This window comes from Succinivibrio dextrinosolvens (assembly GCF_900116345.1).
GTDB lineage: Bacteria > Pseudomonadota > Gammaproteobacteria > Enterobacterales > Succinivibrionaceae > Succinivibrio > Succinivibrio dextrinosolvens_B.
Genome location: NZ_FPAH01000021.1, coordinates 1 through 15783 on the forward strand (window position 1 = coordinate 1; position 15783 = coordinate 15783).

General features: G+C 37.4%; 9 protein-coding genes and 1 pseudogene. 6 read left to right on the forward strand and 4 right to left on the reverse strand.

The features are described 5' to 3' along the window. The first annotated feature begins 19 nt into the window (after window positions 1-19). Window positions 20-312: pseudogene (gene tnpA / locus BM308_RS07735) on the forward strand (IS200/IS605 family transposase). Window positions 313-444: 132 nt separating this feature from the next. Here the strand turns inward: tnpA and BM308_RS07740 are convergent. The 3 genes from BM308_RS07740 to BM308_RS07750 form a co-directional block, all read right to left on the reverse strand. After that, window positions 445-1143, reverse strand: a complete 699-nt coding sequence (locus BM308_RS07740) for a hypothetical protein (RefSeq protein ID WP_074944272.1) — start codon at window positions 1141-1143, stop codon at window positions 445-447. Between the two features lie 224 nt (window positions 1144-1367). Then, on the reverse strand, window positions 1368-3017 hold the full coding sequence (gene pgm / locus BM308_RS07745; protein WP_074944274.1) for a phosphoglucomutase (alpha-D-glucose-1,6-bisphosphate-dependent): 1650 nt from the start codon (window positions 3015-3017) through the stop codon (window positions 1368-1370). Between the two features lie 218 nt (window positions 3018-3235). Continuing rightward, window positions 3236-3511, reverse strand: a complete 276-nt coding sequence (locus tag BM308_RS07750; RefSeq protein ID WP_031490801.1) for an HU family DNA-binding protein — start codon at window positions 3509-3511, stop codon at window positions 3236-3238. Window positions 3512-4144: 633 nt separating this feature from the next. On the opposite strand from BM308_RS07750, the gene purH reads away from it, so the two are divergent. Genes purH through BM308_RS07765 form a run of 3 tightly spaced genes read left to right on the forward strand, consistent with a single transcriptional unit; the run spans window position 4145 to window position 7822 of the window. After that, window positions 4145-5734, forward strand: a complete 1590-nt coding sequence (purH, locus tag BM308_RS07755; protein ID WP_074944276.1) for a bifunctional phosphoribosylaminoimidazolecarboxamide formyltransferase/IMP cyclohydrolase — start codon at window positions 4145-4147, stop codon at window positions 5732-5734. Between the two features lie 12 nt (window positions 5735-5746). Beyond that, window positions 5747-7027 carry a phosphoribosylamine--glycine ligase gene (gene purD / locus BM308_RS07760; RefSeq protein WP_074944277.1) on the forward strand — a complete coding sequence of 427 codons (1281 nt, stop codon included), beginning with the start codon at window positions 5747-5749 and terminating at the stop codon, window positions 7025-7027. Window positions 7028-7045: 18 nt separating this feature from the next. Beyond that, entirely contained in the window at window positions 7046-7822 is a 777-nt protein-coding gene (locus tag BM308_RS07765; protein ID WP_083425496.1) for a sulfite exporter TauE/SafE family protein, read from the forward strand. Window positions 7823-7930: 108 nt separating this feature from the next. On the opposite strand, the gene BM308_RS07770 is transcribed toward BM308_RS07765, so the two are convergent. Next, window positions 7931-8527 (reverse strand): DUF416 family protein, encoded by a 597-nt coding sequence (locus BM308_RS07770; RefSeq protein WP_083425497.1) that lies wholly within the window; start codon window positions 8525-8527, stop codon window positions 7931-7933. Window positions 8528-9029: 502 nt separating this feature from the next. Here BM308_RS07770 and BM308_RS07775 point away from each other — a divergent pair. After that, window positions 9030-14588: a hypothetical protein gene (locus BM308_RS07775; RefSeq protein WP_074944279.1), complete on the forward strand. Its 5559-nt coding sequence runs from the start codon at window positions 9030-9032 to the stop codon at window positions 14586-14588. Window positions 14589-14669: 81 nt separating this feature from the next. Then, on the forward strand, window positions 14670-15140 hold the full coding sequence (locus tag BM308_RS07780) for a type III secretion system chaperone (RefSeq protein WP_074944280.1): 471 nt from the start codon (window positions 14670-14672) through the stop codon (window positions 15138-15140). Window positions 15141-15783 lie beyond the last annotated feature (643 nt).

The following is a 15783-nucleotide window of genomic DNA, read 5'->3' on the forward strand; positions in this document are numbered from 1 at the left end:
CTTAGGAGAACTCAGAAATATCTTTTCTTTAGTATGGGGCAGATTTGAATCAAAACTATTAGCATTTGATGGAGAGGCTGACCATGTTCATCTGCTAGTCGGTTATCCTCCAAAAGTTGCAATCTCAAAACTAGTTCAAGCTCTCAAAGGCTATTCGAGTCTAATTATCAGAAAAAAGAATTATCCCTCTATACAAAAAAAATCTTTGGGGGGAAAGCTCTTTGGTCACCATCCTATTTTGCATGCAGTTGTGGAGGAGCCTCAATTTCTATTATTAGACAATATATAGAACAACAGAACACACCTGATTAGAAAATATCCATTTTCTAATCGGCACGCTTTATCCCCGAAGTAAACTGCGTGGTTTTAGTGTGACTATTACTTGATAAAATTTCGGGGTTTTAAACCCCGAATTTTTTTAGACAAAAGGAAAGCTAAAATATACTAGTAAAGCTTGGTGCAGACAGAAAGAGTCTCTGATTTTACCTCTCCAACACTTGCAAAGTGACATTCATATGAATGTCCCTGTTCATCTCTTACTTTGAATAAACCGTTCTTGGTCTTGGTTGGAATGTTATTTACACTATTATCTGAACTTAAAGTTGGAACTGCGGTGTTTTCTGTACCCCCAACATAGGTAGGATCAGAGGATGCGGTAGTTTCTGCTGTTCTTGTATTTACTTTAGCCTTATTGGAAGGGTCGTGCATATCTGCGTCACGGGTATGCTCTTTTTCCAAAGAGTATCTTGGATCACCCACGGTAATAAAGGATTTCTCAGATTTCTCTGAATCTCCTTCTTCCTCGGCTTTCTTTGACAGTTCAACTGACTTGCCTACGTATTCCCATTTACCCTCAGAGGTTCTTACCTGACATAAAGCTTCATCGGATGAACCTCTTACACCGGTATTCACCTGACACTTATAACGCTTGCCATCCTTGGATTTTAATTCGTAGGTAACGTAATCTAGACTTGGATGTAAGGTTTCCTGATTCAGAGTTAATGTATCAGCACCTACACCTATATTATTGGCAGCAATCTGAACATATTCGTCATTTGTTGTAACCATTGAACCGACAACAGCACAACCAGAAATATTAGACGCAACAAATGCTCCTATTGCTAGGACAATCTTCTTCTTCATTTTTTTATATCCCTTTGATTATTTATTATGTATTTTGCAAGATTTTATCTTATTGTTTCACATTCTTGGAAAAATAGTCAAAATCTTGTATCACAGATCACAAGTTTTGCATAACTTGCATTAATTCTGTGTAACTTTCTGGTCAACTTTATGTACAAACAAAAAGCGCCATAAACTTTACATCTATGACGCCTTTAGAAAACAGTTGTTAAAACTGATTCAGATTAAACTCCAGCCTTCTTTAAAGCTGCGCTTACGATCTGCTCTGCTTCAGAACCGATTCTCTTTAAGTGCTCCTCTCCCTTGAAGCTTTCCATGTAGATCTTATAAACGTTCTCAGTTCCAGATGGTCTTGCAGCGAACCAGCCGTTCTCGGTTACAACCTTCAGACCGCCGATTGCAGCACCGTTGCCAGGAGCACAGGTCAGCTTATCAATGATCTTCTCACCAGCAAGCTCAGAAGCCTCAACATCTGATGGAGACAGTTTCTTTAAAGCTGCCTTCTGAGCGGTATTTGCAGGAGCATCAACACGATCGTAGTAAGGTCTGCCGTACTTGGCTACCAGCTCCTCGTAATGCTGAGCAGGATCCTTCTCAGTTACAGCCAGCATTTCTGCTGATAGTAATGAAGCAATAATACCGTCCTTATCAGTAGTCCATACACTACCATCCTTACGTAGGAATGAAGCACCTGCAGACTCCTCACAGCCAAATGCCAGAGACTTGTCAAACAGACCAGGAACGAACCACTTGAATCCAACTGGAACCTCATAAGCCTTTCTGCCAAGACCTGCGGCAACTCTGTTCATCAGATTTGAAGATACTACAGTCTTACCAATCATTGCTTCCTTAGGCCACATATTTCTGTGGGTATAGATGTAATTGATTGCGGCTGACAGATAGTGATTAGGATTCATAAGACCAGAATGGCAGACTATACCATGACGGTCATAGTCAGGATCGTTACCCCAGGAAATATCGAAGTCATCCTTCATTTTGATCAGACCGGCCATTGCATATGGGCTTGAGCAGTCCATACGGATCTTTCCGTCTCTATCAATGCTCATGAATGAGAAGGTTGGATCAACAGCATAGTTTACAACCTTAAGGTTCAGATTGTATCTGTCTGCAATACGATCCCAGTAGTAAAGACCAGAACCGCCAAGAGGATCAACACCCATCTTGATGCCTGAGTGAGAGATTGCATCCATATCAATAATCTCACCTAAAGCCTCAACATACTGAGTCAGCATGTCATATTCTTTTACGTTAGGCAGTTTGATTGCCTGAGTATATGGAACTCTCTTAACGCCCTGAAGCTTGTTCTTTAAAATCTCATTAGCTCGGTTCTGAATTACAGAGGTGATTTCAGTACCTGCAGGACCGCCATCAGTAGGGTTGTATTTGAAACCGCCGTTTGATGGAGGATTGTGTGAAGGGGTGATAACAATACCATCAGCTAAACCTGAGGTACGGCCCTTGTTATAGTTTAGAATTGCGAAAGAAACTGATGGAGTAGGAGTATAACCATGGTTGGTCTCAACTCTTACCTCAACACCGTTAGCACCTAGAACCTCAACTGCGGTTGCCAGAGCAGCCTCAGATAAAGCATGGGTGTCCATACCGATAAATAATGGACCGGTAATACCCTCTTTCTGACGGTACTCAGCAATAGCCTGAGAAATAGCAATAATGTGTGACTCGGTGAATGAACCATTCAGAGAGGTTCCTCTGTGACCTGAGGTTCCGAAGCTTACAAGCTGCTCAGGATCATCAAGATCAGGTGCATTCAAGTAATATGCTGCCATTAAACGAGGAATATTGTCCAAATCCTCATAGGTTGCTTTTTTTCCTGCTTTCTGATGCAATGCCATGATACTTTCCTTTGTTTATCCATATAGTTATGTTTTAAGTTGTATTCACAATATTATATAGACAGGGCAAAATCAAAAGCCACAAAAAAATGAAAATAAACGCAAAATTGCAAAGTTTGTTGGATAATTTTTGATGAAGTGAACAGTAGTGGGGAAATTAAAAAGCCCTCTTAATCTTTTTGAGGGCTTCATGAAATAATTTTGATATCGAGATCAGATTATTTGTTTACTGACTTCTTTAACTCTGCGCCAGCGCTGAAAGAAGGGGTCTTGGTTGCTGGAATGTTAATAACTGCACCAGTCTGTGGATTACGACCTTCACGCTCCTTACGCTCGGTTACCTTGAAAGTACCGAAGCCAACTAACTGAACACGGTCGCCTGAAGCTAAAGCTTCGCTAACAGTGCTTAGTAATGCGTCTAAAGCATTACGTGAACTAACTAAAGTTAAACCAGAACGCTTTGCAATCTGCTCAATAAGCTCAGACTTGTTCATATTTATTATTTTCCTTAAATTATTTGCTCCATTAGCTGGAGTAATTATTGTAGACAAATCTATTCTTAGATAAAAAATTATCCGTCAAATCTCTTTAATACGCGGAATTCTAGGCATTCCTTCTTAAAGCGGGACTTAGTATACGCTATTTTCAATAGAATTAAGATAGATTTTTTTTTGAAAACCACTTGAAAAGGCTTATATTTCCGTATCATAGATTTTTAAGCAAAAATAACTATTTGATTTATAAGACTTTTGATTTTCTATTTTTCTTCAAAAAAAAATATAAAAAAAAATGTAGACAAAATGCACTCTTATGCCTTATATAGCGGTATTTTTCGGTGCACAAAAGGATGGCAAAAATTTTGTTTGTAAAAAAATTTTGATTAAGAAAAGCTACAATTTTTTTAAACAGAATATTACGAACACGGTAAGAAATTTCAAAACAATCTGCAGCACCACTCAAAAAAAAATTATCAAAAATCATAGCGTTGAAATATTTTGCACAAAGATATGGCAATGACATTAATTTAAGCGATTTTCATCACATAAATTGTTACAATATACGCGCTTTTTAGGGTAACCACCCTCCATTAAAGTCACTCACATAATCTATAGGAGCATATCTTAATTATGGAACCCCTCTTACGTCCAATCAAAAGAGCCTTAATAAGTGTTTCCGATAAGGAAGGCATTGTTGAGTTTGCACAGGAACTTGAAAAACGCAATGTTGAAATTCTGTCCACAGGCGGTACCGCAAAGCTGCTGACAGAAAAAGGAATTAAGGTTATAGAGGTATCTGATTACACCAAATTCCCAGAAATGATGGATGGAAGAGTCAAGACACTTCATCCAAAGATTCACGGAGGCATCCTAGGCCGAAGGGGAATTGATGAAGACGTAATGAACGAACATGATATCAAGCCTATCGATCTAGTTGTTGTAAATCTCTATCCTTTCGTAAAAACTGTTTCTGATCCTAACTGTCCTCTTGAAAAAGCAATTGAAAATATCGACATCGGCGGCCCAACCATGGTTCGTGCTGCAGCAAAGAATAACCGTGATGTTGCGATTGTTGTAAGAGCATCAGACTATGCTCGCGTTCTATCTGAGATGGACCAGAACAACGGTTCTCTAACCTGGGCAACCCGTTTTGATCTTGCAATCGCAGCTTATGAACACACTGCTGCATATGACAGTGCTATTGCTAACTACTTTGGAACCAAGGTTCCTGATTACGGTATTACTGACGGTACACAGTCAACTCTCCCAAGAACCTTAAACCTGAACTACACCAAGCTGCAGAGCATGCGCTACGGAGAAAACCCACATCAGAAAGCAGCTTTCTATGCTGACATTGATGCTCATGATGCAGGAATTTCAACTGCAAAACAGATTCAGGGTAAAGAACTTTCATACAACAACATTGCAGATACCGATGCTGCAATAGAGTGTGTACGTCAGTTTGATGAGCCTTGCTGCGTAATCGTTAAGCATGCAAATCCATGCGGCGTAGCTTTGGGCAAGAATTTAACAGAGGCTTACGAAGATGCTTTCAACTGCGACAGCGAATCAGCCTTCGGCGGTATCATTGCATTCAATAAGGAACTTGACGGAGCAACCGCAAAAGCTATTGTTGACAGACAGTTCTGTGAGGTTATCGTAGCTCCATCTGTGACAGAGGAAGCTAAGGCAGAAGTTGCCCGCAAGAAGAATATCCGTCTTCTGGAAACCGGTGAATTAGGACAGGCAAAACCTCGCTATGACTTCAAGAGAGTAAACGGCGGTCTGCTGGTTCAGGAAGCTGATCTTGAGGTTGTAAATAAAGAGAACCTGAAGGTTGTAACCAAGAGAGCTCCTACCGAGGACGAGATGGATGAACTGCTATTTGCATGGAAGGTATGCAAGTTCACCAAGTCTAATGCTATTGTTTACACCAATCACAAAAAGACTCTGGGTATCGGCTGCGGTCAGACAAGCCGTGTGTTCTCTGCCAGAATCGCATGTCTACGTGCAGAGGATGCCAAGCTATCACTTGAGGGTGCAGCACTGGCTTCAGATGCATTCTTCCCATTCCGTGATGGTGTTGATGCAGCAGCTGCATCAGGCATCAAGTGCATTATTCAGCCAGGCGGTTCTATCCGTGATCAGGAAGTAATCGATGCAGCTGACGAGCACGGAATTGCTATGGTATTCACTGGAATGCGTCACTTCAGACACTAATACGGAGCGCACATGAAAGTTTTAATTATCGGTAACGGCGGCAGAGAACACGCTCTTGCCTGGAGAGCTGCAAAGTCTCCTTTAGCCGAGAAGGTATATGTAGCACCAGGTAATCCTGGTACTGCAGCCGAGGACAAAATGGAGAACGTTAACATTGCTGTTAACGATATAAAAGCACTGGTTGAATTTGCCAAAAAGGAAAATATCGGTCTTACCATTGTTGGTCCGGAGGCACCTTTAGTTGAAGGTGTTGTTGATGAATTTGAAAAGAACGGTCTGAAGATTTTCGGACCTTCAAAGGCTGGGGCTCAGCTTGAAGGTTCAAAGTCATTCACCAAGCATTTCTTAAAGCGTCACAATATCCCAACCGCAGCCTATGAAGTATTTACAAAGGCTGATGAAGCTGAAGAATACATCAGAAAGATGGGCGCACCTATTGTTATCAAGGCAGACGGTCTTGCTGCAGGTAAAGGTGTGGTTGTAGCAATGACTGAGTCAGAGGCAATTGAAGCTGTCCACTCAATGCTGGATGAACACCAGTTCGGAGATGCCTCAGCAAGTGTTGTGATTGAAGAGTTCATGGAAGGTGAAGAAGCATCATTTATTGTGATGTCTGACACCATCAATGCTCTACCAATGGCAACCTCCCAGGACCACAAGCGTGTTGGCGACGGTGACACCGGTCCTAACACCGGCGGCATGGGTGCTTACTCCCCTGCTCCAGTTGTAACTGATGAAGTTTACAAGCGTGTAATGGATAAGATTATCTACCCTACCCTTAAGGGCATGGCAGAGGATGGAATTCCTTACCGCGGTTTCCTTTACGCAGGTCTTATGATTGATAAGGCCGGTAACCCTCGCGTGGTTGAATTCAACTGTCGTTTTGGTGATCCTGAAACTCAGCCAATCATGATGAGAATGCAGTCAGACTTAGTTGATCTGTGCTTACATGCCTGTGATAACGATGGTCTGAAAGGAATGGATATCAAGTATGATCCTCGTCCTGCTATCGGTGTTGTGCTTGCTGCAGAAAATTATCCTGCATCACCACGTAAAGGTGATAAAATATTTGGCCTAGATCACAAAACTGCAGATGACATCAAAGTATTCCAGGCAGGAACCAAGCAGGTTGGCGATGATATCGTAACCTCAGGTGGTCGAGTACTTTGTGTGACAGCTTTAGGTGATGACGTGGCCCAGGCACGAACAAAAGCCTACGAGCACATTAAAAACATTCATTTCAACGGTATGTTCTTCAGAAACGATATTGCATGGAGAGCACTTAACCGATAAAAATAAAGAGGTAGATTCGTGACAGAAGAAATCATTAGACAGGCCATTCTATTTTTTGTAACTTTTGTCGCTAACCTCTTTGCCAGTGTCTCCGGAGGAGGTGCTGGTTTCATTCAGTTCCCGATGCTGATCCTTTTAGGACTGCCTTTTGCGACTGCGTTGGGAACTCATAAGGTTGCCGTGGTCTTTTTAGGCATCGGAGCCATCTCCAAGAAAAAATTCGATCCTACCTTCAAATTCGATAAGACTGTTTCTCTGATCATGCTGCTTGCAGGCTGTACCAGTGTTGTTGCAGGCTCAGTTATCATTGTATCTGTTCCATCAGATATTGCTCAGATTGTTCTTGGATTTATTGTGATTGCCTCAGGCCTCTATACCATGTTCAAAAAGTCATTCGGAGCCACTGATCTTGAGAACAGATCAAAGCTTAGAACCATAATCGGAACAATTTGCATTATATTTGTTGGACTGTTCTCCGGCTCACTTTCATCAGGTGCAGGACTGTTTGCCACACTGACTCTTGCAGGTATATTTGGTCTTGAGTTAAAAAGAGCAATCATGCACACCATGATTTTTGTGGCAACTATCTGGAATGCAGTAGGAGCAGTTACAGTAGGCGCCTTAACAGAAATCCACTGGCAGTGGATCCCTGCCATGATTATTGCGGCATTTACAGGAGCATATCTTGGAACAACACTTCTGACAAATCTGCCAACCAGGAAAGTTAAGTTTATCTTCTCAATAGTTTCCATACTTTCCGGTGTAATTCTAATCGCGGAAGGTTATCTGAAATAGAATTCTGATACACAAATGAGAATATCATCTGAACAGTAGACTCTGGAACTGAGGTTAAAAGTGAAGTTACAGAAGAACAGTTCCAGAAAAAATATAGTGAATAAAGAATTACTCTTTTTCTACAGCAATACCGATATTGCTTACACCATTGTTAAAAGCCAGAACTTTAAGCTTCCTTACAAGTTCTTCTCCTCTTGAGGAGTTTTCAAGCAACTCGTATAGCTCTACCTGGAAATTAACTTCATCATCAACACTCTGCATTTCACGAAGTTCCTCATCGGTGTACTCTCGATCTGTTTCCTGCTCAATCTTGCGAACAACTCCGCTTAAGGAAGCTCGGCTTGCCATTTCTGCCTCTTCACCCTCATGAAGAATAATGGCAATAATAGAAGCTGACAGAGATAAGGTGGCATCAAGAGAAAAAAGATCACCTACAGAAAGATCTTTCTTTTCGTCATCAAGCATGTATGGTTCAAACTCATCTAATACCTTTTCAAGATCGATGGTATTAAATTTGTCAGAATGAAACTGCCAAAGTGTATCTAAAGTTTTATTATAGGCATGAACACCTCCACAGATATTCTCAACCTCAGCCCACAGAGCATAGTTAGGATACTGTCTTTGTGCCAATACCAGTGCAAACAGGCTCTGACGCCATGGAGACATCTTTGAGAGCATATCATAAAACTTCTCGCCAAAAATCATAGAAAAAACCTCATACAATAACACCTACAATATTATCACTCACATCAGAAAAAATAAATTTTCATCTACAAAATCGCTATTTTTACACTCTTTTATAAAAATAAAATTTTTTTAATAGTTGTTAACTATCGCAAATATAAAGAGATTTATTGATAATATATTATTTTTTAAACTTATGTGATGTGGATACATAAATAACTCCATTTTTTTTCTATACTAAAAAAAATTAGTGATGATTCTTTAAAAGAATCATCCAAAGAATCTGAAAAAATCTGACTTTAAAGTGTAGATAAAGTCAAATTTAAGCTTCAGATACAAATCACGAGAGTCAGCAAAGAATCAAAAAATGATTAGCCGAGAGTTAAGAACAGTGAAAGCGTTTTTCTTAAAATAATTCTTGCAAAATCATTAGGATACACTTTATCTGAGTATATATAATCGCGATAACAGCATACTTTTAAGCCAACAAAAGAGACTGTTATAACATCTTTGGGAGTTTTTTATGTCAGATTTTGATTTTAAGGATATTGGTCCTCTATTCAAGGAAGATGAGATTAACAATACCAATATTACAGAAAATAACAAAGATTCTAATGTCAACACAAAAAACGATGATCAAAAGGCTTCTGATGTTTTATCAATATTAAGACAGAATGATAAAATCTATGAAGAATTGAAAACTCAACCAGAAGAGAAACTATCTCCAGAAGAGTACAGCAAGAATTTAGATAAAATACGCAACGAAGATGTACTACAGAAAAATTTTATATCTCAGGAAGACTTAATTACACCATTAGATTCCCATAAAACTACCAATCAGAAATCAACTATCAAAAATATTGGAAATACCTTGCTAAACACTGGTTCTAAAGTTGTGAATAAAGGTATCTACGCAATTAATTTAATTAATCAACAAGTTGAAAAAGGATATGGTCGAAATGTAAACAGATTTTTCTCAAAAGTGTTTGAAATTGACTCAAAAAACAAATTTTCCCCTTTTCCGATTGCAGAAAAAGCACCTCATCTTCTGAGTCTTGAGAAAAAAGCAGTGAACGTTGATGCTACCTTTGTTAGAAAATGTCACGATAAGCCTATGCAAGGAGCAGGCAATTTCACATTTGCAGAACTTTACGCTGAAGCTCAATCACCTGAAGAGTTTGCCTTCCTAGATATGTTCTTTGCAAAAACAATAGCAACAAATTTAGAAATCATTACTTCAAACAAAGAATTTGCAGGAGGTATGCATATAGCTATTGCAGAATTACTTGCAAGTGATGACAAGGAAAGTACAGAGAAAGCCTACAAAGAAATTGAACATTTGCTGACAGTATATACAAAGGATGAAAGCGATAAAAAGATTCTAGAAATTCTCAACCAAATAAAAAGCGATATGAAAATGCTCGCTCAACAGAAAATAACTTATCAGCAAGAAATTGAGGATAATTTAAACTCAATAGAATTAGATGACAATGGAAATCCTAATCTAAAAAAATTTAATCCAGTCAATTACAAAGGGCCACATTTTTCAATAGACGACAATAAAAAAATGGGGACTGGAGTACATCCATACTCTGGCATCGGCTCAATGATGTACAAAAACGAGAACCTGGATAAACTTAAGAAAATAGATCAATTAAATGCAGGAAAATATGCACTACATGATTTGTACAATCAGATTCAGCTCTGCTTTAAAGGGAAAACACTTTCAAACACAAGTTTTGCATTTTTAGAGGAAAAGGTTAATAAATTTCCTTATCAGTGTGATTATTTGAAAAAAATGTTAAAGGAGCATTCTCATGAAATTAGAGATGAGCTTTTAAAGAAGATAAAGTATGACGTACACTCTCAAGTATCAGGTGCAGAGCTAGCTAATACCATTACAGAAATCAGTGACTCAATACTTCATGATCTGTCAGAAGAAGATCAGAACATAGTTAATCTAAAACTTTCTGAGGCAATTGCTGGACTAAAGGGCTCTGCTATACTCAAAGGAACAAACTTTGAGAATCTAAAGATGATAGGTTCTATCATAAGTGAAAACAATGAGTTGCTCCATACCTTGCCATTTATATTAAATGCATTAGAAAAGTCAGAATTTGACACAAGCTCACTAATGAACTTTGCAATTCAGAATGCAACAAATCCTAATAGTGAACCAAAAGTTATAATGCAGGAATTTCTAACCTCAATGGCAAGCGCATTGAACAATAAGGATGAATCCGTTGTCTTCATGAACAAACTTATAAGTTATAGTGAATCCATGCCTGATACAATTGATTTGACCTTAAGTATTCTTGAGCAGTTCCATTATAAAGATCCAATTAATTGTGCTCATATACATGAAGCATTCTTTTCCAAGAGTCTTATTATGCACTATCTCAAAGAGATTCCCGAACAGGATCGCATCGCTCTAACTTCAAGTAATGGAGAGCCTCTGGAAATCGAAAAATCTCTGAAGAATATTATTGAGAAGCCTTTCTCTGAGATCTCAGCTCAGGACTATAAAAATATTCTCATTGAGATGGACAAAGATCCTAAATTCAACATTATCAAGCCGATGTGGCAGATATTCTTAAACGCAGGTTGGCAGCATACTGTAATCGAATCTGAGGAAAATAAATCTCTAATGCCGGTTAATGCTTCAACAATTACAGAAAAAGAAGATGCTTTCGGTAACTATCTGTATGGAAATCCAGAGTTACGAGATGCTTATCTGAAAGAATTAATAGAAAAGAATCCTGAGACAGAAAACAGACTGAATAAAACACATAAGGGTCTGGCTCATAGTGAGCAAACAGGCGAGATAATTAAGGATTCAGACAAGAAACTAAAATCTAAATTTAGTGCAACAGCAGTCATAACTTCACTTATGAATTCATCTGATACAGGTAAGTCTTTAATGGCATTAGATCAGATGAGAAACGAGGCATTGTTACTAACCGGAAAATTTTCAAAAAATGTTGACTATGGGGATTTAAATGCTGAACAGCTTCTTTCTCTACCTAAGAGAACGGATGGAACTCTTGCGAATTTGGTTTATGTTTTTTCAGACAAGGCTGAATTATTAAAAGAGAAAACAGATAATTTAAGGAAAGAGATCCGAAATCCTCTTGTCAACAACGTAATCGAAGCCAATAGACAGGAATATATAAAAAATAACAAAGATGTACCAGATACAAAGACAATTGTTAAAAACTGTGCAAAAATCGCAACACAGGTTAAGACTCTTGGCGAAAATCTTGTTGATGATTTGTACACCTACAACGATGTAAATCTTGAAAAATTTGGTATAAAGGACCCTCAAAACCTTAGAATTTCCCAGGAAAATCTGGATAAAATGAAGCAGTATAATTTAATTTTACTGAACAAAAATGCCGGACTTATAACTGATAAAGAATTTGAGGAGAGTGTTGCGCCATTAAGTCTAGAAGACCTAAACAAACAGTTTGACTCTGTACTAGAAACACTCAAACAGAATATCAAAATATTTGCCAACAGTAATCCTTTGAGTAAACTAGGCGAGCTACTGATGAAAAAATACACCCAAATCTACTCAGTAAGATTTGGTGCAGAACTGTCTATGCTTGAAGTTTCATCTCAGCAGACTCAAAAGCTCGTATCTGATGAACGTTATCTTGATGAAGAAGCTTACCTCAAGAATCCAGAGAAAGATTTAAAAGGTAACGTTATGTCCTATGAAGAATTTGTAAGATTCAAGGAAAATCAGATTCAGGATGAAAGCAAGTCAATGTACCTTTCAGTATACGCTTCAAATTCACCTCTGTTTGATGGACATTTTTCTATAAAACAGAACGGACCACTGCTCCTTGAGAATGCTGTAATTCATGAAATGATGCTTCAGTGTGATTTATCTGATGAAATGGAAGAAACCATAACCGAAGCATTATCAAAAGACAGCTTATCCGATGATGAAAAGAGATACCTGCTTTTAAAACTTAATGAAAAACGAGGCCACATAAATCTGGATAATCTCTCTTCTACGGACAAACCTGACCTCAACTTTGTAGATACACTTAACAATCTGATTAGAAGTAATCCAGGAGAAGAATTTAATAGTAAACTCAATGCATTTATAAATGAGGAACTAACTGCGGATAGACAGCTCAACGCAAATGCAATATTACTATCACACAGCTATCAGATAAAAAACATGTCTGAGGTTGATGAGATTATTTCCAAAGAAGCACTGGTGGGAAATAACAAATCAGAGGCTCTTGAGAATGTTTATAAACAGCAGAAAAATATTCTATTATCTCAGATTGAAAAGAATGTCCAGACAAACAAAGAGATAAAAAAATTAACAAACTCATTAACTCCATACGTTAGGGAGATTTACCGTGCCCCAATGATTCATAACTATCTGCGTTTTGCAGGATGCTATGCAGCAAGCGTAATGCATTATACAGGCAGTCAGGATCTCTTCGAGAAATACCATCAAATGAGCGATGCTGATAAACGAAAAGCAGAAGATCTGATGGTTGAAGCCCTGGTAAAACAGAAGTTTGATCCTGCGATGGCAAAAATACTCGTACTACAGAGATTTAATGATCCTCTAAACACATGGCTTCACAATACAATAATTCGCGGTCTAAGAAATTTAGCTTTCTCAATAAGAAGCGTTGGAGTTAGTGTTAATAAGAAAGCAAAACAAATACAACTGCGCAATACAATGCTACTTGTTAAAGAGTTTATAGGAAGTATTGCTAAAAATAAAATTCTTTCAGTTCAAAGAGATTGGAACTTAAGTTTTGATCCGCTGAATTTGTTGCAAAAAGCAGGAGTTATTTCTTCTTCTCCAAATTCAGCAAAGTTTAGTGCTGCACTACAATTATTGGGATCTTCAGGCTTCACCTTAAATCGAGATAGTAGTGGACGTATACATTTTTTTGCTGATCTGTCAAAAATTGTTGGTGTTGGACTGAAAGCCGGAGCATCAATGAGTAATTATGGCATACAGGGGAATGTAAGTTTAAATGGTAGCATTGAAAAATTAAACGTTACAGATTTTGCTTTTGAAGATGATGAGGCTGCAATTGTATTTATAAGTAAACTTCTCTGTAAAGAACTTACAGAAGAAGATATAAATACAGCCAAAAATGTCGCAGCAGGCTCAAAACTGAAGTATGGCGGAGGCATTTCTGTTGCCTTGGGATATGCCCCATTCCAGGGATTACTTTCCTATAGTGATCCTAATCATCTGGCATCTAATGCTGTCCAAAAAATTATGGACGTTGCAGGTGACGTCGGGGTAGGATTTATCGACGGAATTAATATCGGAAGAGTTGGATTAAGTATAAATGTTCAGAATTCTACCTCCACAGTAGAAGATATTAATGGAACAACAGAAACCTCTACGACACAATTTTTCTTTACAGCTGAAGCAAATCTAGTTCATGGAGGTAATTTTGATGGAGCAGTGCATTCTGCAGGTAATCTAATAGCACAGACAGCCATAAAGTATGGAAACCTGGTAGCAGGAGGAAATGAAGAATCAAGCGAGAAATATCTTAACAAATTAGATAATGTAACTAATAAGACAGGAAGTGCATTAAACAAAAAATTTGTTAAAGATTTTATTAACAAAAAGACGGTAGTCCATTATCCGCTGTCTGCTGTTTCACCAAGAATTCCTGATGCTGCGACTCTAACCATAGAATCATCTAAGCTCACACAGGAGCACATAGATAGGATGAAGGAAAATGGACTAGTTGGAAAAGATACAATTAACTTTTTGCAAACTCTGCTTAATTCAGGTAGAGAAGACCAAATTAGTCATGTTAATACCGTTTTTAAATTAAAGCAAAGCGCTATTGATGAAATGAAAGCGCATCCAGAAAAAATAAAGTCTATTCTGAAAAGTAAAGATAATTATGAATTCGACAGTATTGATCTGGAATTTCCAAAACAGAGTAATACTACACAAACAGGTGCATCTTTATTTGTAGGAGGAGTTGGTTCTATAATCGGATTAGGATTTACTGACAAGGCAACGACAAAGGGAACAGAAATAATAAGTTATAAAGTCAAAGTGTTGCAGTAGCTCAAACATTTGTGTAATTTCCGTAGAACCTATAAAAAAATGATATATAAATAAGCATCAGACAAATTATTGGTAGGCAATATGATAAAAAGATTAAACGAAATTATTAAGAATGGAAACTTAGAGTTTGGTCTATTTGATGAGAAAACCAAAATCTCTACAACTAACCTCGATAATCAGATTATATATATGCATCCAACTGATACAAGTCTGGTGTTCTATAGTGAAATTATACATATAGATTATGTATTTGAATCAACTCATCCATATCTGTTCAGAGATATTTTAGCAGTTCAGTCTATATCTCACAGATATGGAAATCTGTGTATCAGTCTTGATACTTCTTCTAGAATATTGTGGTTTAATTATTCTATCAGTCTTGAAGGAATAGATACCGAAACTCTAAAAGCTTCAGTATACAGTTTTGCAGGAAATGTCAGTGAGTATTCTAACTATGTTAGAAACACTATTTTTACCAGCGAAGAAGATATTGAGAGCCAAAAAGAAAATACACCTCTGAATGATATAAATGATCTTACACATCTTGTTTAATAAAAAAAACTATCGATGGTCTCATAAATCAGAGTAAATCTGTTGAAATATTCATTTCCAAGTTTTTTTTTCATTTTAATGAATGAAAACTTTTTGTTATATACAATCAAAAAAATTGTGCTCTAAAATAAAAATTTTTTCACACCAATAACATAAAAAAATTACTGTTACATTCCTATATTCATTTTTTTAACAAAAAAATAAACCGCTTATATATGCCATTATTCACTAATAATTATTTCACAAAAATAACAGTAATTTTTTTAGAAAAAAGATAAATAATTAGATAAAAGTTTGCGCTATATCATATTTTAGGGTATAAACAATCAAAAGTATTTGTAAAATATGGCATTACGCCCCTTATACTGTAGATGTATGATATAATAATAATCAAATACAATAATTTAGCAAAATACAACTAAAGAAGTCTTAACTACCGCAAAAATTACCAGCAGGCATCTTTGTGCATGTAGGTTGATGAGGGTATTGTGTTGTGGGTAGTAGAATTATAAATAATAAAGACTTCTGGCAAGATACAAGAATGATTTCAGAAGACTACGTTTCAAAAGAAGCGATTACAAATTCCTCATGGAAGGGACCTCTATCAAAAGGTCACTATAAGGCAATTTTCTCTACTATTGCC